At 64.3% G+C, this 22,633-nt stretch carries 21 protein-coding genes and 2 pseudogenes; 7 read left to right on the top strand and 16 right to left on the bottom strand.

Going from position 1 to position 22,633, the window contains the following annotated elements; all coding sequences use genetic code 11:
- From X742_RS0137935 to X742_RS145835, 3 genes and pseudogenes are all read left to right on the top strand, one after another.
- Window positions 1-275: pseudogene (locus tag X742_RS0137935) on the top strand (class II aldolase); the annotation flags it as partial.
- 16 nt (window positions 276-291) lie between these two features.
- Window positions 292-1,566 carry an FGGY-family carbohydrate kinase gene (locus X742_RS145830; protein ID WP_023774184.1) on the top strand — a complete coding sequence of 425 codons (1,275 nt, stop codon included), beginning with the start codon at window positions 292-294 and terminating at the stop codon, window positions 1,564-1,566.
- Entirely contained in the window at window positions 1,563-2,405 is an 843-nt protein-coding gene (locus tag X742_RS145835) for a TIGR01459 family HAD-type hydrolase (protein WP_023774183.1), read from the top strand. Before X742_RS145830 ends, X742_RS145835 begins: the two co-directional genes overlap by 4 nt.
- Here X742_RS145835 and X742_RS145840 read toward each other — a convergent pair.
- Entirely contained in the window at window positions 2,392-3,411 is a 1,020-nt protein-coding gene (locus tag X742_RS145840) for a sugar-binding transcriptional regulator (protein WP_084569610.1), read from the bottom strand. The two genes, X742_RS145835 and X742_RS145840, sit on opposite strands and share 14 nt — an antisense overlap.
- A 172-nt stretch (window positions 3,412-3,583) precedes the next feature.
- Between X742_RS145840 and X742_RS145845 the strand changes: the two genes are divergently transcribed.
- Window positions 3,584-4,384, top strand: a complete 801-nt coding sequence (locus X742_RS145845) for a hypothetical protein (RefSeq protein WP_023774181.1) — start codon at window positions 3,584-3,586, stop codon at window positions 4,382-4,384.
- A gap of 21 nt (window positions 4,385-4,405) precedes the next feature.
- On the opposite strand, the gene ptsP is transcribed toward X742_RS145845, so the two are convergent.
- Genes ptsP through X742_RS145870 form a run of 5 tightly spaced genes read right to left on the bottom strand, consistent with a single transcriptional unit; the run spans window position 4,406 to window position 9,122 of the window.
- On the bottom strand, window positions 4,406-6,385 hold the full coding sequence (ptsP, locus tag X742_RS145850) for a phosphoenolpyruvate--protein phosphotransferase (protein ID WP_023774180.1): 1,980 nt from the start codon (window positions 6,383-6,385) through the stop codon (window positions 4,406-4,408).
- A 56-nt stretch (window positions 6,386-6,441) separates the two neighbouring features.
- Window positions 6,442-6,822 carry a PTS glucitol/sorbitol transporter subunit IIA gene (locus tag X742_RS145855; protein ID WP_023774179.1) on the bottom strand — a complete coding sequence of 127 codons (381 nt, stop codon included), beginning with the start codon at window positions 6,820-6,822 and terminating at the stop codon, window positions 6,442-6,444.
- Window positions 6,823-6,848: 26 nt separating this feature from the next.
- The gene (locus X742_RS145860) at window positions 6,849-7,847 is read right to left on the bottom strand and encodes a PTS glucitol/sorbitol transporter subunit IIB (RefSeq protein ID WP_023774178.1); all 999 of its coding nucleotides are present in this window, start codon (window positions 7,845-7,847) and stop codon (window positions 6,849-6,851) included.
- Between the two features lie 16 nt (window positions 7,848-7,863).
- The gene (locus X742_RS145865) at window positions 7,864-8,631 is read right to left on the bottom strand and encodes a PTS glucitol/sorbitol transporter subunit IIC (protein ID WP_031248245.1); all 768 of its coding nucleotides are present in this window, start codon (window positions 8,629-8,631) and stop codon (window positions 7,864-7,866) included.
- A 53-nt stretch (window positions 8,632-8,684) separates the two neighbouring features.
- A complete protein-coding gene (locus tag X742_RS145870) occupies window positions 8,685-9,122 on the bottom strand; it encodes a transcriptional regulator GutM (RefSeq protein ID WP_023774176.1) in 438 nt (145 codons plus the stop codon).
- A gap of 191 nt (window positions 9,123-9,313) precedes the next feature.
- Between X742_RS145870 and X742_RS145875 the strand changes: the two genes are divergently transcribed.
- A complete protein-coding gene (locus X742_RS145875) occupies window positions 9,314-9,955 on the top strand; it encodes a hypothetical protein (protein WP_023774175.1) in 642 nt (213 codons plus the stop codon).
- A gap of 107 nt (window positions 9,956-10,062) precedes the next feature.
- A complete protein-coding gene (locus X742_RS145880; protein ID WP_023774174.1) occupies window positions 10,063-10,737 on the top strand; it encodes an HAD family phosphatase in 675 nt (224 codons plus the stop codon).
- A 10-nt stretch (window positions 10,738-10,747) separates the two neighbouring features.
- Here the strand turns inward: X742_RS145880 and X742_RS145885 are convergent, their stop codons facing one another.
- From X742_RS145885 to X742_RS145910, 6 genes are all read right to left on the bottom strand, one after another.
- Entirely contained in the window at window positions 10,748-11,881 is a 1,134-nt protein-coding gene (locus X742_RS145885) for a DUF930 domain-containing protein (RefSeq protein WP_023774173.1), read from the bottom strand.
- 110 nt (window positions 11,882-11,991) lie between these two features.
- Window positions 11,992-12,747: a 5'/3'-nucleotidase SurE gene (locus X742_RS145890; RefSeq protein ID WP_023774172.1), complete on the bottom strand. Its 756-nt coding sequence runs from the start codon at window positions 12,745-12,747 to the stop codon at window positions 11,992-11,994.
- The gene (locus X742_RS145895) at window positions 12,744-13,910 is read right to left on the bottom strand and encodes an MBL fold metallo-hydrolase (RefSeq protein ID WP_023774171.1); all 1,167 of its coding nucleotides are present in this window, start codon (window positions 13,908-13,910) and stop codon (window positions 12,744-12,746) included. Before X742_RS145895 ends, X742_RS145890 begins: the two co-directional genes overlap by 4 nt.
- The gene (locus X742_RS145900) at window positions 13,910-14,989 is read right to left on the bottom strand and encodes an ABC transporter ATP-binding protein (protein ID WP_023774170.1); all 1,080 of its coding nucleotides are present in this window, start codon (window positions 14,987-14,989) and stop codon (window positions 13,910-13,912) included. Before X742_RS145900 ends, X742_RS145895 begins: the two co-directional genes overlap by 1 nt.
- The gene (locus X742_RS145905; RefSeq protein ID WP_023774169.1) at window positions 14,977-16,680 is read right to left on the bottom strand and encodes an iron ABC transporter permease; all 1,704 of its coding nucleotides are present in this window, start codon (window positions 16,678-16,680) and stop codon (window positions 14,977-14,979) included. Before X742_RS145905 ends, X742_RS145900 begins: the two co-directional genes overlap by 13 nt.
- A 66-nt stretch (window positions 16,681-16,746) precedes the next feature.
- Window positions 16,747-17,733, bottom strand: coding sequence for an ABC transporter substrate-binding protein (locus X742_RS145910; RefSeq protein ID WP_023774168.1), 987 nt, complete (start codon window positions 17,731-17,733; stop codon window positions 16,747-16,749).
- A 263-nt stretch (window positions 17,734-17,996) separates the two neighbouring features.
- Between X742_RS145910 and X742_RS145915 the strand changes: the two genes are divergently transcribed.
- A complete protein-coding gene (locus tag X742_RS145915) occupies window positions 17,997-18,968 on the top strand; it encodes a sugar-binding domain-containing protein (protein ID WP_023774167.1) in 972 nt (323 codons plus the stop codon).
- A gap of 14 nt (window positions 18,969-18,982) precedes the next feature.
- Here the strand turns inward: X742_RS145915 and X742_RS145920 are convergent, their stop codons facing one another.
- The 4 genes and pseudogenes from X742_RS145920 to X742_RS145930 all read right to left on the bottom strand — a co-directional run bounded on the left by X742_RS145920 (window position 18,983) and on the right by X742_RS145930 (window position 22,633).
- Window positions 18,983-19,351 carry a hypothetical protein gene (locus tag X742_RS145920; protein ID WP_023774166.1) on the bottom strand — a complete coding sequence of 123 codons (369 nt, stop codon included), beginning with the start codon at window positions 19,349-19,351 and terminating at the stop codon, window positions 18,983-18,985.
- Between the two features lie 110 nt (window positions 19,352-19,461).
- Window positions 19,462-20,603 (bottom strand): annotated as a pseudogene (locus X742_RS01000000170505) (dihydrolipoamide acetyltransferase family protein).
- A gap of 3 nt (window positions 20,604-20,606) precedes the next feature.
- Window positions 20,607-21,605: an alpha-ketoacid dehydrogenase subunit beta gene (locus X742_RS145925; protein WP_023774165.1), complete on the bottom strand. Its 999-nt coding sequence runs from the start codon at window positions 21,603-21,605 to the stop codon at window positions 20,607-20,609.
- Entirely contained in the window at window positions 21,605-22,633 is a 1,029-nt protein-coding gene (locus X742_RS145930; protein ID WP_023774164.1) for a thiamine pyrophosphate-dependent dehydrogenase E1 component subunit alpha, read from the bottom strand. Before X742_RS145930 ends, X742_RS145925 begins: the two co-directional genes overlap by 1 nt.

Below are 22,633 nucleotides of genomic sequence, written 5' to 3'. Positions count from 1 at the left end.
GCTCGGTCGTGGCGAGGTCGGGCGAGGACGTAGCCGGCGTCGTCGCGCGGCTCGGCGCGGCGCCCCCGGCGATCCTGTTTCCCGGCGCCGGCGTGCTGATGCGCGGCGACGCCAGCGCCGGTGCCGACGCGATGCAGCGTTGCCTGGCCGACGTGACCACGCGCGTCGATGGCAAGGCGCGGCTGAACTATCTCACTGCCGCCGAGAATGACGAACTGGTCAACTGGGACGCCGAGCAGTATCGCCAGAAGCTCAACGCCGCCGGCACGGCCTGACAAGGAACGGGACGACATGACGCCACTTGTCGTCGGCATCGACATCGGCACCTCCGGCGCCCGCGCGGTCGCCATGCGCCAGGATTTTTCCATTGCCGCCCAATCAGCCGTGCCTCTCGACAAGTTCGGCCCGAACCCCCGCGATCCCCCGACCTGGTGGCAGGCGGTCCAGGCGGCGCTGGCCGGGCTGCTCTCAAGCATAGACCGTGCCACGGTCCGCGCCATCGCCGTCGACGGCACATCGGGCACGCTGCTGCCGGTCGACACTGATGGGCGGCCCCTGGCCGAGCCGCTGATGTACAACGACAAGGTCGATGACGTAGACATCGTGACCATCGTCGCGCGCGAGGCGCCGGAAGCGAGCGCCGCCCACGGGCCGACTTCAGGCCTCGCCAAGGCGCTCCGATTCCAGCGCTTGCCCGGCATGGCGGGCGTGCTGCACCAGGCCGACTGGATCGCCGGCAACCTGTCCGGACGCTTCGACGTCAGCGACGAGAACAATGCGCTCAAGACCGGCTATGACGTCGAGGCCCGCCACTGGCCTCATTGGATCGCGGCCACCGGCATGCGCATGAATTTACTGCCTGATGTCGTCGAGCCGGGCGAGGTCACCGGCACGCTCACCACGGCCGCCGCCACGCTTTTCGGCCTGCCGCGCGATGTGGTTGTGGTTGCAGGCACCACGGACGGCTGCGCCTCATTCCTGGCGACGGGCGCTACGGCAGCCGGCGACGGCGTCACCGCATTGGGTTCCTCGCTGACCATCAAGATCCTGTCCGACCGGCCGATCTCGGCGCCGCGCTTCGGTATCTACAGCCATCGTCTTGGCGACACCTGGCTAGCCGGCGGCGCATCGAATTCCGGTGGCAAGGTGCTGGCGCGGCATTTTCCGCTCGCGCGGATCATCGAGCTCAGCGCGATGATCGACCCGGCGACCGAGACCGGCCTCGACTACTATCCGCTTGGGACGGCTGGCGAACGGTTCCCCATCGCCGATCCGGGCTTGCCCCCACGGCTCACCCCTCGGCCTGCTGACGATGCCGATTACCTCAAGGCGATGTTCGAGGGCATGGCGGCCATCGAAGCGCTTGGCTACGGCAGGCTGGCCGAACTCGGCGCGCCGGCCCTAACCTCGATCCGCAGCGTCGGCGGCGGCGCCGCCAATCCGGCGTGGAGCGCGATCCGGCAGCGCAAGCTCGGCGTCGCGTTCCTGCCGGCCCTGTCGGACGAGGCAGCCGCGGGTACCGCACGGCTGGCGCTGAAGGGCGCAAGCGAGACAGGGCTTCTATGAACGTCGAACACCTCGATAGCATCGCACCGCTGGCGGAACGCTACCAAATCTTCCTGCTCGACCAGTTCGGCGTGCTGCATGATGGCCAGGCTCCCTATCCTGGCTCGGTGGATGCATTGTCCACGCTGAAGCGCGCCGGCAAAACCGTGGTGCTGGTTTCAAATTCCGGCAAGCGCGCCCGGCCCAACGAGGATCGCCTGCTGAAGCTTGGCTTCGCGGCCGGCAGCTGGGACCATTTCGTGTCTTCGGGCGAGGTGGCGTGGCGACGCTTTCACGACATGACGGCGTCCGGAGCGTTGCGGTCCGGCACGAAATGCCTGCTGATCAGCCGCGACGGCGACCGTAGCGCGATCGAAGGCCTGCCCTTCGCGCTATGCGAAGCCGGTGAAGAGGCTGAACTGGTGCTGATCGCGGCCAGCGAGGGAGATCGCTACGGCCTCGACCACTATCGCAGGCTGCTGGCCCCGGCTGCAACGCGACAAGTGCCGTGCTTCTGCACCAATCCAGACAAGATCATGCTGACGGCGATCGGACCCCGCTTCGGCGCAGGCGAGATCGCCGATCTCTACGAAAGCCTGGGCGGCAGCGTCACGCGCATCGGCAAACCCTATCCGGGGATCTTCGAAGCGGCGCTCGCGTTGGCCGGCGAACCGGAGCGCGGTAGCGTGGTCTGCGTCGGCGACAGCGTCGAACACGATATTGCTGGCGGCAACGGAGTCGGCATCGCGACGGCACTGGTGATGGGTGGGATATTGGCCGACGCGCCTGACCTCGCCGCAGTCTTCGATGAGCATAAGGCTTGGCCGGACTATACGGTGTGGTCCTTCAGCTTTCGCTGACCGCCGCCAGGATCCGCCTTGCACTCTCCTCGTCGGTGATCAGGATTGTGGGCGCGATCAGGTTCATTGCGCCGAGCAGGGCGTCGGTCTTCTCCGCGCCGCCGGAGGTCAGAATGCGGATTGGCGCCTTGCGCAGCCGGTCGACATCCACCGACATCACATGGTTGTTGACGGGATGGTCGACCAGATCGCCGTTGCGGTCGTAGAAGTGGAACAGGAGGTCCCCGACGGCGCCGCGCGCCAGCAGCGCCTCCCGGTCCGCTTCCCTTAGGAAGCCGCCGCGCGAGAAGGTGGTGGCCGAAGCGATCCCGCCGACACTCAGCAGAACGGCATCGAGTGCGTCGGCCATTTCAAAAACTTCCTGCAGGCCGCAGCGTTCGATCAGCGCGATCTTGGTCTCGACGCTGTCGACGACGGCTGGCGTCGGCATCAGATAGCCGTCGCCCTGAAAAATCTGGGCGAAGCGCCAGGCGAACTCGGCCGGGTTGACCCGGCGCGCGACGCCGACGCCGCCAAGCAGCGAAATCACCTTGAAATCGGTCAGCGACTTGGCGCTGATGAACGGCAAGGTGTGGAACAGCGTATTGCCCCAGCCGACACCGACCTGCATGCCGGATTTCATCGCGTCGGACAGGAACATGCCGGTCTTGGCGGCTATTGCCGGGATCGGATCGGCACTGGCCGCCGTCAGCGGCGCCACCAGGGCCTGCTGCAGGCCGAAGGTTTTTTCCAGCGCGCGCTCCAGCCGCACGATCTCCAGAAGCTCGCTCTCGATGGTAATCTTGACCTCGTTGCGCGACCGCGCCTCCGCCAGCATGCGCACGATGGTGACGCGGCCGACGCCGAGCACATCGGCGATCTCGTTCTGCGTCATCTGCTCGACGAAATACATCCAGGCGGCGCGGATCCTGAGGCGGTCCGTGCGGCTCTCGCTGACGACCTGCTCGGTCGCTTCGCCTCCTGCCCGCCTTTCCTCGGCCCGCCTTTCATCGGCCCGCCTTTCCACGATTTGTCGTCCCCTGGCCAATCATCCCTCCCCCGCGACGGACGAGCGCGCCGTCGCCGATTCTGCATGCTGGTCTAGTATCGCCTATTGATCTACCAATCGATAGGAACAATGTAGAGTGGGTGGCGCCCGTCACAGGTGGCGCCGCACGGCACATTCGAGGCTAACCGCGATGCTCCGACAAATCTCCGAAGATGTCCGCGTCAACCTCAAGGACCGGCTGCGGGAAGTCCGCGACATCATCCGCCAGAGCCGCCACGACGGCGCCAGCGATGCCAGCCTGCTGCGCGAAGCAACCAGCCATCTGCCGCCATTTCCGGGCAAAGGCATCGAAGGCCTGCTCAGTCATGCCGCGAGTGCCGTCGACGAAGCGCTGTCGATCGCCGAATCCTTCGTCCCGCACGAGCGCCCGATAAGGGTGGACGGAACGACCGTAAAAGGGCTCGCCACCTATTTCCCGGCCGGTGACGAAGACCAGCAATTGAGCGCCGAGCGCTTGTTCCGGCGCGATATGTACTATCTGACCAAGGCGGTGCTTGCCGGGCTGAAGATCGACCACGCCCGTATCCATGAAGCCGGGTTCGCCGCCGTCCACGCGGCCATGCGCAAACGCCATGGCGAATTGTTGGCTGCGCTGGCCGCGCCGCGTGCCGGACTGCAGGCCATCGCGGCCATCTGCGCGGCACTGCTGGTCGAGTTGCTTAACCAGCGTCCGGTCCGCTTTGGCGAAGCCGCGCCGGAAACGAACGCCGCTGGCGGCCAGGCGCTCGACATAAGCTGCCTGGCGCCGGTCGTCCTGGCCTGCGGCCTGGCGACCACCGGTCGCGACGGCGCGCCGGGGCCCGACATGCTGGAAATCGCAATTCTGGCGGCCGACATACGTCATGAGCGCATTGCCCAAGCCTGCGCCAAGGCGAGCCCGGTCGATGAATTGACACCTGTGTTCGCCACCTTGCTTGCGCATCTGCCGTAAGCTCCAGCGGCGATTGCGGAACTACTCCCCGGCTGCCATCGCCGTGATCGTCTTCTTGGCGCGCTGGATCGAGGCCGGGCTCATCGACAGCTCGGTCAAACCCATCTCCAGGAAGGCCGGAATGAGATCCGGCCGGCCCGCCGCCTCGCCGCACATGCCGACCATGATGCCGGCGGCGACGCCGGCCTTGGCCGTCAGCTCGATCGCCGACATGACCGCCGGATTGGTGACGTCGTTGAGCTTCGCAACGGTCGGGTTGAGCCGGTCGGCGGCCATGATGTACTGGGTCAGGTCGTTGGTGCCGATCGAGAAGAAAGCCACTTCCTTGGCCAGTGCCGGGGCGATCAGCACGGCGGCCGGGGTTTCGATCATCACGCCGAGATCGAACGTCGCATGCGGCACGCCTTCGGCCTTGAGTTCGGCGGCGCATTCGTCGACAAGAACGCGCGTCTGCCGCACCTCGCCGAGATCGGAGACCATCGGCAGCATCACCTTGATGTTGCCATGCACGGCGGCCCTCAGCAGCGCCCTTAGCTGGCGCTTGAAGATATCGGGCCGGTCGAGGCACATGCGGATGCCCCGCCAACCGAGGAAGGGGTTCTCCTCGTCGGGGAACTCGATGCCGGCAATCGGCTTGTCGCCGCCGATGTCGAGCGTGCGCACGATGACCGGATAGGGTGCGAAGGCCTTGGCCAGCGCCGCATAGGTCTCGGCCTGCATGTCCTCCGACGGAAGGTGCATATGGCGCATGAACAGGAGCTCGGTGCGGAACAGGCCGACACCCATGGCGCCGGCCTCTTGCGCCGCCTCGATCTCTTCCAGCGAGCCGATATTGGCCGCGACCTCGATGACCTTGCCGTCCGCCAGCTTCGGCGTCACCGTCTTGAAGGCGGCCAGGCCGGCACGCTCCTTCGCCGCCGCTTCGACACGACCGGCGAAATCGGCGCGCGTCGCCGCATCGGGGTCGATGATCACCTGGCCGCTGTTGCCGTCGAGCGCCACCTCTTGCGCCTTGCGCAAAAGGTGAATTCGGTCGCCAAGGCCGAGCACCGCCGGAATGCCATGCGAGCGGGCGATGATGGCGATGTGCGAGGTGGCGCCGCCATGGCCGCACACCACGCCACCGATGCGTTTCAGCGGCGCCCGCGCCAGATCCCAGGCGCCGATATCATCGGCGATCAGGATCGCGCCTTGCGGGATGTTTTCGAGGCTAGCGTCGTCCTGGCCAAGCAGCACCAGGCTGATCTGTCGTCCGACCGCATGGACATCGTCCGCCCGCGCATTGAGATAATGATCGTCGACGGCGCTGAAGTCGGCGGCGATGGTGGAGGCTGCGGTGATCGTGGCCGAGACAGCGTCATTGCCGCCCCTGATTGCCTTCTCGGCCTCGCCGGTCAGGCTGTCGTCGGCGGCGATATCCCTCAGCGCCGCGACGATGCCCCGGTCACCGGCCGACAGGCTATCCTGCGCCAAGGCCCGGTCCATGCGTGCCTGAACGGCGGCGACGGCGGCGTGAAACCTGTCGATCTCGCCGGCGATCTCATCGGCCTGCAGCATGCGGCCCTGCCCGGCGATGTCAGGCGGGAGATGTACGAAAGCCGGCCCGATGGCGACGCCCTCGCTTGCAGCGACGCCGCGCAAACCACTGCTTGCTTCGTCTGATAGGGCGGGCGCGGATCGGGGCGCTGGCGCGGGTGCCGCTTCCTTGCCGTGGTCTGGAGCGTGGGTTTCTTCGTCGTCGAGACCCGCCTTGGGGTTTTCGAGATAGCCGATCAGCGCCTCGATCGCCTCGATGGCGTCGGCGCCGTTCGCCCGCACGGTGACTTCCTGGTTTTCCTTGACCGCCAGCAGCATCAGCTTGACCGAGCTCTTGGCACTGACCGCCTTGCCGTCCTTGACCAGTTCGACGTCGGATTCGAAAGCCTTGGCGAGCTTGACGAAGCGCGTGGCGGGACGGGCGTGCAAACCTTCATGCACTCTGACGATGGTCGAGCGTTCCATGGCGAATACTCTGCTTTTTTGGGCGCCAAAGCCAGACTGGCTGGGCACGAATGCTTTCAGGCGGCGATGGTGATGATCGCGTCTGTCTTCAGGGCAGCCACGAGGGCTTGCGTATCGACCTGGGATGCGCAGATCTCGCCCGGCCTTTCGGCCTCGGTGGCGCCGTTGAACGAGATGACGACGTGGCCCATCTCGAGCACCTTGCTCCAGGCGCTGGAGCCGACGGCGGTTATGACAGCCGAAACCGGGCCAAGGGTGATCGACGCGCCCTGTTCAGGCGCGCCGTCGCTGGGTCCGATCTCCGTCTTGTGGAGCACCGAGACCTCGGCAAGCTCCGGTGGCGAGCCATCCGCGAACAGAATGACCACGCCGCCCTCGGCGAGGTCCGCCACTTCGGGTCCTATCGCCGTGACCCGTGTCTTGAGAAGAACCGACATATGGCGAACCTCGTTATTTCTGGTGTTTAAAACACGATCAGGGAGACGACCCAGGCGATCAGCACCGAGACCGGACCCATGATCTGGCGGCTGATGAGCACCGCCGGCACGCCGATTTCGATGGTTTTCGGCTTGGCTTCACCCAGCGCAAGGCCGACGGGAACGAAGTCGCAGCCCACCTGGGTGTTGTAGGCAAACAGAGCCGGCAGCGCCATCGCCGGGGAGATCGTGCCGTTGGCAATCTGCGGGCCGATGATGGCGACGCCGATAACCTGCGCGATAACAGCGCCTGGCCCCAGGATGGGCGACAGGAACGGCAGGCCGCAAATGGCCGAGATGATCAGCAGACCGACGATATTGTTGGCCAGCGGACCCATCGGCTGCGCCAGCACGTCACCGACGCCGGTATACAGGATCAGGCCGATGAGCATTGTCACGAAAGCCATGAACGGCAGCACGTTGCGGATGACCTGGTCGATGGTGCGGCGGCCGGCATTGAAGAAGATGCCGACGACACGACCCATGACGCGGCCGATCGTGCTGATGAAACCGATCAGGCCACCCTCGCTGGGCAGCACCGTCGGCGTCGCTGTGTTGTTGGTCGAACTCATCGATGCTGCTCCCCCTGCAGTCGTGACCGCCTCGGACCCGTCCGCCATTGTGACGTCGGCCGGCTTGACGCCCGAAACGTAGATATCCTCGGTGATGAACTGGGCGAGCGGCCCGGACTGTCCGACCGGCGTCAGGTTGACGGTCGGGATACGCTTGCGCGGATAGACGCCGCATCGCGCGGTGCCGCCGCAGTCGACGACGACAACCGCCATTTCGCTTTCGATCGGCGGCGCCCTGAAGCCGTCGACGGCTTCAGCGCCGGTCATATCGGCGATGAGCTGCGCCACCGGATGAATGCCACCACCGGTGACGGAAACAACCTTGCTGCGCTGTTCGGTCGGCTCGATCACAAGCGGACCGCCCCACCCTGTTTTGCCCCGGGTGATCCGTACGGCTTTGTATGTCTTGGCCATGATGTCCTCCCCGCCCTTACAGCTCGACGCCCTGGCGGCGTGCCATGATGGCGGTGATGCGCTCGGTCAGCATGCCCTTGAGCAGGATGACGACGAGGCCGACGATGGCGTACCAGATGGCAACCTTGACATGGTAGCCGGCGGCAATGACGCCCCGCTTCTCGAGATCGAGCAAGGCCACGAGCATGCCTCCCCAGACGAAATATTCGCCAGGGTTGATGTGCGGAAAGAGGCCGAGCGGCGGATGCACGTAGGACACGGCCGCGTCATAGAAGGCCGGCTTGTGCTTTTCTTCCAGGAACGAGCCGAAGGTGTAAGCCATCGGGTTGGTGAGGAAGAACACCGCCAGCAGCGGCAGCACGGTGTAGCGAGTCAGCGCGATACGGCCAGCGCCACGCGCCAGACCGTGAACCCGCTCTTCGCCGACCAGTTCGGTGACGGCGTAAAAAGCGGTCATCAGCACCACAAGCGTCGGGATGATGCCGGTGACAAAGCCGGCGAAAACCTCGCCGCCCTTCTGGAAAATGCCGATGAAGTACTTGCCGATGGCAGTGAGCCAGCCAAGCTGCTCTTCCTGCTGCAGGTTTTTCAGCTGCTCCTTCAGCTGATCGGCGGTGACCGGCCCGCTGTCGGTCTGCGCCTGCGCCAGGACCACGAGATGATCGGAAGCATGCTCGACGGCGAGCTTGCCATGCAATGCAGCATCCGAGACCATGGCACCCGCGACATGCAAATTGTGCACGGCCAGGTCGGCATGCTGCGCCAACAACGAAAATACAGACATTTCTCCTCCTTATGCCGGCCCGCCGGTAGATCCCAGTCGGCGCACGGCCTCCTCTAAGCCCTTGCTACATTCAAGCCGGCCAAACCCGGCTTCTTCCCCGGCTCCGACCGTGCTTTGTCGATCTGTTCGATCGCCCGCTTCACGGCCTCGGCCACACCGGGTTCCCCCTCCCCCATGATCGCAGGGTTGGACCGGAGTCGATCGAGGGGAACGCCCTCGAATTCTTCATGTCGCTTGAATTTGGTGAACACGGAACGCCCGCTCATCACCATCATGCGGCGCACGATCAGGTCGGGCGTAACCACGACCAGCGCGATCGTTCCCTTGGCAAATCGGCCGCGAAAATTGCCGGCTCCGACGAAGCCGTCCTTGAACTGGTCGGTGACGCCCCGGAAGACATCCGAATAGTGCCGCATCTGCAGCCAGACGCCGAGCGACTGCAACGCCCACACAATAACCAGCAGAAGCAGTCCCCACTGCCAAATCGCCATTCGGTTCTCCTCCCGAAGCCTCGGTCGAGGCGCACCTTGGACCGGCGCGCGACAACAGCAAAGTGAGAACATTTGTTTCCGCCAATGTCAATATGTATGATATTGGCCTCTACCACGGTCATCCACAGGGCCGCTGCGCGATTACCGTGACGGCACGACTGTGATAACCTGTGGGAAACGGGATACAGGAAATGGAACTGCCCTTCAGGGACGAACTGGCCCTCATGCCCGACCTGCGCCACCGGCTGCGGCAGTTGCGCTGGTTCCGCGCCACCTTCCGCGGCAGCGCCAAGGTGGTTTCGGACACATTCGGCGTACGCTTCGACATCGACGAGGCGAAGCTGACCCGGGCTTTTCTCGATTGGGTCGAGGTCATGGAAGCGCAGAAGCGTTTTGCCGCGATCGACCGCGCCGATTTCATCGTCTTTGCCGCCGGCCTCGTGCTGCGCGAACTGATAAAACAGGCGCCGGCTCGGGAAATCTCCGGCCTCACCCAGCTCATCGAAACGGATCAGAATGCCGGCACGCTGGACATCATCCGTTTCTGGCCGGAAGGCTTTCTCTACACCAACTACTGTGTCTCGGTGATTTCGGCGATCTACGAGCAGGAGTTTGGCTCGGCGCCCAGTATCGACAAATGCGCCGACGACCTGCGCACATGGTGGTCCTATCGCGAGAACGTCACCGAAATTCCGGCGTATGCCGTGGCTTTCCTCGACCGCTTCCTGGGGGCGGAACCGAACTGGATCACGCCCGATCGCGCACAGTCGCGGCAGGCCATGCAGCGGGCGCTGGGGTCCTCCCGCGCCAGCGACGTCTTGCGCCAGCTTTGAATCGGCTTCTATTACCCTTATCCACGAGGCCGAGCGTGCCCGCTATTGAACATTTGACTTTTTGCCGATAGCGATGTGCGAAATCTGACAGAGGCCGGGAGAAACGCGTGGCGCCGTCAAGACTGATCATTTTCGATTGCGACGGCGTTCTCGTCGACAGCGAGCCGCTGGCCGCCAAGGCCTATGAACGTGTCTACGATAAGCATGGCATGCCGGGCGTTCACGGCGGCATCATCGCCCAGTGCGTCGGCATGAAACAGGCCGACATCATCGTCAGGATCAAGGAGTTGACCGGCCATCAGTTTCCCGCGTCGGCCGACGGCGATATCTGGGCCGAGACCAAGGTGCTTTTCACCGAAGAGTTGAAGCCAACGCCTGGAATAGGCTCGTTTCTGGAAACGCTTGCCGGCGACCGCTGCGTTGCCTCTTCATCCTCCATCGAGCGTATAAACCACAGCCTGGCGGTGACCGGACTGGCACGCTTCTTCGGCGATGCGATCTACAGTTCCTCGATGGTCAAGAACGGCAAGCCGGCGCCGGACATCTTCCTTTTCGCGGCTGCCGGGATGGGCGCCAAACCAGCCGACTGCATCGTCATCGAGGACTCGCCTTTCGGCATCCAGGGCGCGGTTGCCGCCGGCATGACGGCGATCGGCTACACCGGCGGCGGCCATACCTATGCCGAGCATGCCGCACGGCTGACGGCGGCCGGCGCCGATCTCGTCTGCGCCGACTGGCATGAAGTTAGCCGGCAATTGGCTGGACTTGGTGTGCCAGCCTAAGTGGCAGAGGCTAAAGAGGATGGTTTGGCGGCCATTCGCTGCGTGGAATCTCGGAGCCGACACGGAAGCCGAACGACAGGACCCTGGTCGCCTCGGCATCCACCTCGCATCGGAAGCTCAGTTGGTACCATGTGGTTGTCGTGCTGAAGGCCGCTTCGGGGCGGTCGAGAACATTGCCGGTTTTCAGCGGGATCGTCGGCAGCCATTTGGGAGAATAGTCGGCACCCTGCAGCTCCTGGTCCAGCACGTTGGCGCATAGGGTCGCAACGCGCTGACTACGAGGTACGCCGCTCATGGAACTCGTGGCCAACGCGTCGCCGGTAGCACCCTGCGAGTAGAGTCTCCGAACCCCCGGAAGACCGGAATACATCGGTGATCCAGCACCTGCGTCGTTCGTGGGATTTGAGGCGGTGGCTTTTCCGGCCCGGGACTTCAGGGCCTTTTCTGACTTGAACTTCATCGTCTTGACGACTTTGGCCTTGGGCTTTTCGGTCGCGGGCCCGGTCTTGGCGTCGCTCTCGGCTGGCGACGGCTTCGGCTCTACGGCTGCTTGCTGATCGGCGGCTTTTGGCGCAGCCAGCCGTTTATCAGCGTCCTCCGTGACCTGCTTATCCTCGCTCGGCGTGGGCTTGGCGACGGTCGGCTCGGTTGGCGGATTCTCATCGGCCTTGCTCGCATCCGGCCGCGGCTCCGCGTTTGCCGTGGCGGGGGGGTTGTCCTCGGCGGACTTGGGCTCAACCGGAGGCTTCGAAGCGTCATCCTTTGCAGGCGACGGCGCATTGTCCTTGGCCGCCGCCCCATCCGGGGATTTCTTCGGTCCTGTATCTTTGTCGCCATACTGGAAAACGCGCTTCAAAGCGGTGTCATCAGGTTGTTTGCGCGGCTGTTCGGGTGGTTTTTCAACCTTCTGCTCGGGGGGCTTCTCAGCCTTCGGTTCCGGCGGTTTCTCGGCCTTGAGCGGCTGCGGTTTTGGCTTGTCGGGCGGAGGCACGAGCGCGACGCTTATCGGTTGCTCCTGCTGCGGCTCTTGTGAGGCTTTTGACAGGCCTTGGATGAAGAACGATGCGACAAGCGCATGCAGCACCAGCGATGCGGCCAAGGCCCACAGCAGATTCCGGCGCCATTCGCGTGTCTCGTCCTTCATCTTTTCCGATGTGGAATGAAATAGCAGCGGCTTCAAGCATAAGGACCGGATTGGCGCCATTTAGCCGCTGACAGCTTGGTGATCTGAATGATGCCGCGCAGCGAGATCGGCTAGCTTTGCCGCCAGCGTGGGATTCCGTCCAGAAATCCTTCGTCCAGCCGCGTTTCGCCAAACCAGTTCAGCCGGTTGATGCTGACGAAGCCGGCATCGATCGCCGCGTTTTCGTCGCCCGGCCCACTGGCATGCGCGCGCCCACGCGGCACGGTGATGACCGTGCGATCGCCGTCGCTTTCCATCACCTCGGCCGTGCGGCCGATCTTGTCGCGGCCGATGCGCGGCTGTCGGATTTCGGCCGGCAGCGCGGTCGGCAGGTTGACGCTCAGCCAATGTCCCTCTGTCGCCCAATCGGCGCGCGATTGCCAGAGCGAGGCGATCAGCCTGCCCAGCCATTCGTCGTCGCCATCGGCGAATTCAGGATTCTTCACGCGCGAAAAGCCTATCGCCGGTACGCCCCAGAAAGTCGCTTCGCGGGCAATACCCAGCGTGCCGGAATAGGCGATATCCTCGGCGACGTTGCGGCCGTCATTGATGCCCGACAATACGAGGTCAGGTTTCGGTTCATCAGCGAACAGCCACGTCATGGCGCTCACCACGCAATCGGCTGGCGTGCCGGAGCACGAATACCAGTTCGGCTTGACGCGCCGCATCATCAGCTGCCTGGCGATGGTCAGCGACGAGCCGGCGGCGGTGCGCTTGCCGTCCGGCGCAACCACCCAGACATCGTCGCTCAACCCGCGAACGGCATTCACGAGACGGGCAAGACCCTGCGCTTCGATGCCGTCATCGTTGCAGATCAGGATTCTCATGATGCGCTTCCTTGCCGCACCGTGATGCGTTGGCCCGTACGGCATTGCGTGAGCAACGACGGGATATGGCCTTTCAACTCGCCAAGAAGATCGGGGGCGCAGGAATGCCCCAGTGCCCTGGGGCGTCCCGCCTTCTCCCAGATGCCGACATTGCCCGATAGTGTCGGGTGAGTGGGCATGCGGATCCAGTCCGCCCGGCCGGCCTTGTGCATGAGATCGCCCGGAGAGCCCAAGGGCAGATGTCCCGTGAGCAGCACCGGAAACCCGGCATCGTCGGCGCGAGGCAACAGTAGCGACGACGGGCCGGCCTCGCCCATGCCGTCATCGGCCAGCAGGGGCAGCGAAGGCAGCGGGTCGGCGTCGGTCCAGTCCACGGCACTCCGCAGCCGCAAGCGCAGCATCTCGGATGCGCCCGGCAGCAGCGCTGAAGTGGCGGCGACCTGCGCTTCGAGCGACGAACGCATGCCGGCGTGGATGGCGAACGACCCGGGCAAGGCCGCGATCAGTTCCAGCGATCGGCCAGACAGCGGCGTCGGCAAGAGGCATCCCTGCGGATGCCGCGCCACCCATTCGGAAAATTCTTGCGCCCGGGCAGCCCCCGGCACGGGATCCGCGCCGTAGGAGGCATCGAATACCAGGAGATCGCAGTGCGGGATCGTGTCCATGACGAACACATTGCTGTCAGGCACCACATCGGCGGAATAGGCGACGCGGCTTGTCCCGTCATCGACGGCGAACCAGACCCCGCCAGCGACATGACCTGAACGTCCCGTGCTGACGACGAGATTGCCGCTCGTGAGCGTGTCGCCGGGCTCGAAGAGCTCGATGCGGTTTTCGGGCAAGGGAAATCGCCTGAAATCCTCCGGCTCGGCATAGGCGGCGAGCGTGGCCGGCGCCTCGGCGCGGGTCTCCGCCGTCATGAAGATCGGACCGCTATAGCCGCGTGACAACAGCCAGCTCAGCGCGCCGACATGATCCTCATGGGCATGCGAAACGAAAACGGCGTCGATATTGTCGATCTGTCCGTTGAGCGCTGGATAGTATTCCGCCCCCGAAGCGCCGACCTTGACGCCGACATCGAGCAGGATGCGATGGTCGCCGCTGTTGACGGCGAGGCTGGTGCGGCCCTTTTCTCCGAAGCCGCCGGCAAGGTCCACCATCATCACGGGGCCGTCCCCGCCGCCGGGACCAGCCAGCCGGATTTTATGCGCAGGCGCGCTTGCGCCCCGTTCACCAGCACAACCGGGTCGGGCTGCTCGAAATGCAAGGTGAGGTCGGGACCAGCGGCCGGTGCGAATTCAATCCGCGCCGCGCCGCCCTGGTAGATTGCCCGCTTGACGAGACCGTCGACGCCCGAGGCATCGGCCGAAAGCTCGATATCGGCGGAGCGGCAGCAGATCTTGGCGCCGGCGCGCGGCCGCTCGCCAAGCCGGCAACGGACCACCAGCTCGGTTCCGAGAACCCGGACCTTGCAATGGCCGTTTTCCTCGCTGGCCAACACGTCCGCCGGAAGCAGAATGCCTTGTGAAATGAAGGAGGCTACCATTTCATTTGCCGGCTTATGATAGAGTTCGCGCGGGGTCGCGAGCTGCGCCAGGCGTCCATGGTCCATCACCGCGATGCGGTCGGCCAGCGCCATCGCCTCGGCCTGGTCGTGGGTGATGTAGACGATGGTCGTGCCCGTGCGCTTGTGGAAGGCGGCGAACTCGTCCTCCATCGATGCTCTGAGATGGACGTCGAGGTTGGCGAGCGGCTCGTCGAATAGCACCAGCGAGGGTGTCGCCACCAGGCAACGCGCCAAGGCCACGCGCTGGCGCTGGCCGCCGGAAAGATTGGCGGGCCGGCGCTCGCCCAGCCCCTGCAGATTGACCAAGGCGAGCGCGTCTTCCACTTTTTGGCGCGCAACCGCCTTGTCGAGCTTAGCCACCTTCAGCGAATACCCAATATTCTCGGCGACGCTCATATGCGGCCACAGCGCGTAATTCTGGAAGACGATGCCGACGCGCCGCTTTTCCGGCGCGACGCTGCCGCCGCTGTTCGACACGACATCGCTGCCGATGCGGATTTCGCCCGAGGTCACCTTTTCGAAACCGGCGACCAGTCGCAGCAATGTCGTCTTGCCACAGCCGGAGGGGCCGAGCACCGCCAGAAACTCGCCGTCAGCGACATCTATCGAGACATCCTTCACGGCGTCGAAATCGGCGAAGCTTTTGGTCACATGGTCCAGGGTTAGTCGCGCCATGGCAGAACTCCGCTCGGAAGATGAGGGGCAAGCAGGTTGGTCACCAGCATCAGCACGAAGGTGACCGCGACCGTGATGACCGACATCGCCGCTGCATAATTGGAATCGCCGCCCTGCTCGAAGGAAAACATGACAACGCCAATAGTCTCCGAGTCCGACGACCACAGCAGCGCCGAGACGGTGAGTTCGCTGAGCGCCGTCATGAAGATCAGCAGGCCGCCGGCGATCGCCGCCGGCGCGACCAGCGGAAAGACGATGGTGCGCATGCGCGTGAACAGGCCGGCGCCCGCCACCTGTGCGGCTTCTTCAAGTGCCCGATCGATCTGGTGGTAGCCGCTGATGGTCGGCCGCAGCGCCAGCACCAGGAAGCGGGCGAGATAGGCGTAGAGGATGATCCAGACGGTGTTGTAGAGCTGGACGCCGGTTAGCGGAATCGGCCGCAGGAACAAGAGCAGCGAGGCGATCGCCAGCACCACGCCGGGCAAGGCGTACGGCAGTTCGACCGACAAATTGAGCAGTCGCACCCAGCGCTGCTTGCCCCAAGCGATGAGGTAGCCGACCGGCACGGCAACGACGACCGCGAAGAAGGCGGCGGCGATCGACAGCCAGAAACTGTTGAAGAAGGCGCGGTTGGCGGCATCGTGTTCGAACAGCACGAAGCGGTAATTGTCGAGCGTCGCCGTCTTGGCGGTGAGTGCGATGCCGTAGCCCGGCACCAGCGAGGTCAGTACGAGCCCGAACAGCGGCAGGACCAGCACCAGCACGATGAGCAGCCACAGGCCGGCCTCGGCGACCGGCCGCCAGCGGCGCAGTTCATAGGGTTCGGCAGGCAGCGATGTCGAGGAGATGCGGTAGTCCCGACGGCGGCTCACCACCTCCTGGGCAAGGATGCCGGCCATGGCGATGATGCCGATCAGCACCGACAGGCACGCGGTCTCGCCGAGTACCGCCGGCCCCCCGCCGGCCAGCTTCTGATAGATGAGCGTCGGCAGCACCAGATAGTTGGCGGGAATGCCGAGGAAGGCTGGAATGCCGAAATTGCCGACGCAGGAGACGAAGGCCAGCGCCGCGGCCGCCATGATCGACGGCGTCATCAAAGGCAACACGATGGTGATCAGTACGGTGAACCAGCCGGCGCCGCCGGCCCGCGCGGCCTCGACCAGCTCGCGCGGCAGCTTGCGCAGGCCGGCCCGCACCAGCAGGAACACGAGCGGGCCGTATTGGACGCCGAGCAAAAGGACGATGCCCGAGGTCGAGTAGAGCGGGTTCTTCGTGCCGAGCGGCGGCGCTGCACCGAAAAGCTTGAGGAATGGGCTGGCAGGGCCGAACAGTTGCAGCCAGGCCAGCGCCGTCACCTGCGGCGCGATCATCAGCGGCATGACGTAGCAGAGCACGAGGGCGCTTCGGCCACGTATGTCGGTCAGCGAGACGAGCACCGCCACCAGCGTTCCCGACAGCACCGCCAGAAGAGTGCCGCCGATGCCGACGACCAGCGTATGCCATGTCGCGATCCAGGTTGCGCGGCTGGCAAGTCCGGCCTCCACGGCCACCGTCGACAAGACACCGCCGGGTGCCACGATCTCCTTGACGAGGCGCAGCATGGGCAGCAGCGAAAGCAGGACGATAACGACGGCCACCGCCGCCGTCAGGACCATTTCCTGGCCCCGGCTCTCCCTGATGCGTGTCGGCATGATTGCGTTTCCTGGGATCGCTGCGGGCGGCATGCCGTCGAAACGGCATCCCGCCGCGTTGCCGGCTCAGCCGCCGAACAGGTCCTGGAACTTCGCCTTGTCGGCGTCGGTCTTGGCGACGATCGCCTTGGTGTCGAACGGCATCACGTTGACCTTCACGCCTTCCGGCAGCCATTCGGGACGACCGACCGAGGCGCGTGCCGGCAGGTAACCCATCGACAGTGCCAGCTTCTGGCCTTCATCGGACAGAATGAAGTCGACGAACTTTTTCGCGCCGTCGACGTTCTTGGCTGTCTTCATGATGGCCACTGGTTCTGTCACGGCCGGCACGCCTTCAGAGGGGAACACGAATTCGACGGGCGAACCCTTCTTCTTGGCGTTCATCGCCATGAAGTCGACGAGGATGCCATAGGGCTTCTCGCCCGATGCCACCGACTTCAGCACCGCGCCATTGCCGCGCACGCTGACGGTATTGTTGGTCTTCAGCTTCTGGAAGAAATCCCAGCCATAATTGCTGTCGCCGACGAAGCCCGAAAGCAGGTAGGCGGCCGCACCGGAATAGAGCGGGCTCGGCATGACCAGGCTGTCGGCATAGGCCGGCTTGGCGAGGTCCGCCCAATGCTGCGGTTTTTCGGCGGCAGCGGTGTTGTAGACGATGCCGGTGGTGATCAGCTTGCTGCCGAAATAAGTCTTGTCGGCGTCATAGGCATCCGCCTCGATGCCGTCGAGCTTGGCCTCGGGATAGGCCAGCAGCCGGTCGTCCTTCTTCAGCAGTTCCATCGACACCGCGTCGGCGATCAGCAGCACGTCGGGCTGCGGGCTGCCTGCGGCGAACTCGGCCGCCAGCTTGGTCAGGATGTCGCTGGTTCCGGAGCGATAGATGGTGACGTCGATGTCGGGCTGTGCCTTCTTGAAGGCATCCACGGTCTTGGCTGCATCTGCCTCGGGCTGGGATGTGTAGAGCGTCAGTGTTTCAGCATTTGCCACGCCGGCAAACAAAGTTGCCGCGAGCGCCAGCTGGCTAGCCAGCTGCTTGATGAAGTGCGTCTTCATGAGACCTCCTGTCTTGTCTGTGCATGACCGGTCCGGCCGCTGGCCAGCACCCCGTCTCTTCCTCCCTGCACGGCGCATATGACTGGTGGATGACACAGCGCGTGCAACGGACAAAATATGTTCATATGTACGATGTCAATTACAAATGATCACAATTATGCGATAATCGGCCTGCCGCGAACCCGGCATCCGATTGACATAAGAGCGGCCTTTCCCGGATGAGGACTCCGCCGGCGGCCATGACGCATGAGGGACGACAATCCATGCCCACGCAAAAGCCCGCACCGGCTCGCCTGCCGATGGTCTCGTCGGACCTCAGCGTCAAGACGGCATGGCTCTATTACGTCGAGGGCTTCACGCAGGAGCAGATCGCCGAAAAGCTCAGTGTCTCCAGGGTGAAGGTCATGCGTACGCTGGCCGCCTGTACCGCTGAAGGCATCGTCGTTACCACGATCAACGCGCCGACAGCCGAACAGGTGGCGCTTGAGCGGAAACTGGAAAAACGCTGGGCCCTCAACGCTGCGGTCGTCATCCCGACACCCTCGGTTCACGACCATCTGGAGAAGGCCATCGGCCACGCCGTGGCGGCCTATCTCGGCGAGCAGATGCAGGATGGCATGACGCTGGCGATCGGCGGTGGCGCCACGCTGCATGCCAGCCTGGGCTTCCTCGCCCGCCGGCACTTGAAGCGAGCCTCCGTGGTGGCGCTTGTCGGCAGCCTGCCCCATTCGCAATGGATCAATCCGTCGATCGTGGCCGCCAAGGTCGCCGATGTGTTCGAGGTCGACAGCTATCAGATCACGGCGCCGGTAATGGTGGAGGACCCTTCACTGCGCGATCTCCTGTGGGCCCAGCCGACGCTGCAGGACGTGCGCCGGCGCGCCGCGGCGGCCGATATCGCATTGCTCACCGTCGGCGACATGTCGCCCGATGCAACCATCTTCCGGCATGGCATCGTGCCGTCATCGCTGATTACACCCTTGAAGGCAAAAGGCGCGGTCGCCAACATGCTGTGCTATTTCGTCGATGCCACCGGCAGGCTCGTCGACCACGAAGTCAACCGGCGCGTGATGGCGATCGATCTCGATGTCGTCGCCCATGTGCCGAATGTCGTGCTGGCCGCCGGCGGAAAGCGCAAGGTGGCGGCAATCCTCGCCGCGCTCAAGGCTGTCAGCACCAATGTGCTGATCACCGACAGCGACACCGCCATGGCGTTGCTGGCCAAGGCGGGCTGAGACGCCTGCAGGGCTTAAATCAATCCGCGCTCGCGCAAAAAATCCTCGACGCCGACATGGGTCATGGATTCGAATTCGGCGATCGCTTCGGCCACGCGTCTACGCTGCCCCGCCAGCAGCGTGAACACCTGCTTCATCTCGCCCGAAACGCCAAAACGGTTCCAGCGCTCGGCGATATGAGCGGGCAGGCCGATATCATTGCAGAACGCATCGAGGCTGTCGTAGCCGAGGCCGACGACAAGCCGCCTTGTCTCTTCCGCCGACATGCGTGGCTCGAAAGCATGATCGTGCAGGCGCTGCGCCACCAGCTTGATGTCGGAAGGCGATGCACCCATGACCTTGCCGAACAAGGTTTTGACGTCAGACGGGTCGAATGCAGGCATGTTGGCCTCCCTTGGTCGCGATCACCAGAGAACATGGGTCAAGGGTCGGTGCCTGACAAGTCGTTTCATCATGAGCCGGCGCATCATTGGCGCCGGCTTACGGCAGGAAACTAGACCAGCATGCCCATCGGATTCTCGATCAGCTTCTTGAACGCGACCAGCAATTCGGCCCCCAGCGCGCCGTCAACCGCACGATGGTCGGTCGACAGCGTCACCGACATCACGGTCGCGATCTTGATCTCACCATTCTTGACCACCGCCCGCTGCTCGCCCGCGCCGACCGCCAGGATCGTCGCATGCGGCCGGTTGATGACGGCGGCAAAGTCCTTGATGCCGAACATGCCGAGGTTGGAGACGGCGGTCGTGCCGCCTTGATATTCTTCCGGCTTCAGCTTGCGGCTGCGGGCGCGGCTGGCCAGGTCCTTCATCTCGTTGGAGATGACCGACAGCGTCTTGTCGTCCGCATGCCGGATGATCGGCGTGATCAGGCCNGCTCGCAGTCGAGCGTCAGGTAGAAATGCGGGATGGTTGTCTTGGCCTCGACCAGGCGGCGCGCAATGGTCTTGCGCATATTGTCGTGCGGGACGAGTTCGTAGGAGCCTTGCTCGAACAGTTTCAGCACCTGCTCGTCCGACATCGCCTTCACCGGCGGGGCGGAGGCAGGGACCAGAGCTTCGGTAGCGACCGCCGGAGCTTCCTTGGCGCCGCCCTTGGCAATCGCCGCGTCGATATCCGCCTTGACCACGCGGCCGTGTGGGCCGGTGCCGGATATGGCTGAAAGAGTGAGGCCCGCCTCGCGCGCCAGACGGCGAGCCAGCGGTGTCGCGCGGCCGCCCGACGCAGATTGGCCAATCTCCCCCCTCGTGGGGGAGATGCCCGGCAGGGCAGAGGGGAGTGTGAGGGGACGGGACGCTAGTGGGACAGCGCCCCCCCTTGTCGGCTTCGCCGACATCTCCCCCACGAGAGGCGAGATTGGCGTCCCATTCTGCTTCGCGCCAGCTCCATAGGTCTCATCCTCGGCATAGATCCAGGCAACCGCCGATCCGACCGCAATATCGACTCCTTCCTTGCCGGTCACGTCGCGCAACACACCGCTTGCCGGAGCGTCGATCTCCATCGCCGCCTTGTCGGTTTCGATCTCGAACAGCAAATCGCCCTTCTTCACGGTGGCGCCTTCCTCGGCGAACCAGCGCGAAATCTGTCCGGTCGCCATATCCATGTCGACCTTGGGAAGAATGACTTCGGTCGGCATGGATCAGCGAACCCCTTTGACGAGGTCGCGCGCGGCGGTGACGATGTCCGGAACCTGCGGCACCGTGGCTTTTTCCAGTTCCGGATTGTAGGGGATCGGCGTTTCCGCACCGCCCAGCCGCACGATCGGCGCATCGAGATAATCGAACGCCTCGCTCTCGGCGATCATGGCGCTGACCTCGGCGCCGATGCCCAGCGTCTTGACCGCCTCATAGACGCACATCAGCCGCGACGTCTTCTTGACGCTGTCGATGACCGTCTGCTTGTCCATCGGCCGGATGGTCCGGAGGTCGACGACTTCGACGTCGATGCCCTCGGCTTCCAGCGCGGCAGCGGCGTCGAGCGCCTTCTGTACCATGATCGAGGTGGCGACGATGGTGAGATCGCGGCCCTCGCGGCGGATATCTGCCTTGCCGATCGGAACGGTGTAATAGCCTTCAGGCACCGGGCCCTTCATCTTGTAGAGCAGCTTGTGCTCGAAGATCATCACTGGATCGGGATCGGCGACAGCAGCCAGAAGCATGCCCTTGGCATCATGTGGTGTCGCCGGCTGGATAACCTTGAGACCCGGCACGTGGCCAAGCCAGGCTTCCAGGCTCTGGCTGTGCTGCGCGGCGGCGCCTGTTCCGGAGCCGGCGGGAAAGCGCATCACGACGGGCACCGAAACCTCGCCGCCCAGCATGAACCGCATCTTGGCAGCCTGGTTGACGATCTGCTCCATGGCCAGCGTGGCGAAATCGGAGAACTGGAATTCGAAGATCGGCCGCATGCCGGTCAGCGCGGCGCCGACAGCGACGCCCGCGCCGCCGAGTTCCGAGATCGGCGTGTCCAGCACCCGGTCCGCGCCGTAACGATCGACGAGGTCGCCGGTCACCTGGAAGGCGCCGCCATAGACGCCGATGTCCTCGCCCATCAGGAAGACGCGCTCGTCCATGTCCATGGCGATTGCCATGGCTTCCTGGATCGCCTGGGCGTAGCTCAGTTCACGCACCATCGCGTCCATCACGCCTGCTCCGTATACACGTAATTGCCGGTCTCGCTGACGTCAGGCGACGGGCTCGCCTTGGCGAACTCGATGCCGTCGACGATCTCCCGCGCCACCCCCTCGCGGATGGCTTCGATGCCCTTGTCGTCGATGAATCCGAATTCCCGCAACTCGTTTTCGAACAGCGTGATCGGATCGCGGTTCGACATCCAGTCCTCGATCTCTTCCTTGGTCCGGTAGCGATTGCGGTCGCTCTTGGAATGGCCGCGATGGCGATAGGTCTTGGATTCGATCAGCGTCGGCCCCTCGCCCGCACGTGCCCGCTCGACCGCCTTGTAAGAAGCCTCGGCGACCTCGGAAAAGATGTTGCCGTTGACGATGACGCCCGGCATCGAATAGGCGGCGGCCCGATCAGCGATATTCTTCACCGCGGTGGACCGGGCCGTCGATGTCGACATGCCGTAGCCATTGTTCTCGCAAACGAAAATGACAGGCAGCTTCCAGACCGCGGCCATGTTGAGCGCCTCGTGGAAGGCGCCTTCATTGTTGGCGCCGTCGCCGAAGAAGGAGACCACGACCTTGCCGGTCTTCATCATCTTGGCGGACAGCGCGGCGCCGACGGCAATCGGAATGCCGCCGCCGACAATGCCATTGGCGCCGAGATTGCCCTTGGCGACATCGGCAATGTGCATCGAACCGCCGCGGCCCTTGCAGTAGCCGGTGGTCTTGCCGAAGAATTCCGCGAACATGCGCTTGACCTCGGCGCCCTTGGCGATGCAGTGGCCATGCCCCCGATGGGTCGAGGTGATCTGGTCGTCCTCGCCAAGCGGCATGCATATGCCCATGGCGCTGGCCTCCTGGCCGATCGACAGATGCATGGTGCCGTGGATGAGGCCGCGCGTGTAGCTTTCCTCCGCGCCCTCTTCGAAGCGGCGGATGAGGTACATCTTGTAGAGCACCTGCTTCAGCTGCTCGGCGCTGTACTGGCGATAGACGAAGGGCAGGTTGGCGCGGCTGTCCGCGACGGCTTTGCTGGCTCCGGCCAT

This window comes from Mesorhizobium sp. LNHC229A00, from assembly GCF_000502415.1.
GTDB lineage: Bacteria > Pseudomonadota > Alphaproteobacteria > Rhizobiales > Rhizobiaceae > Mesorhizobium.
Note: the sequence above shows the minus strand (reverse complement) of the source record. Positions and strands in the feature narration are given on the sequence as shown.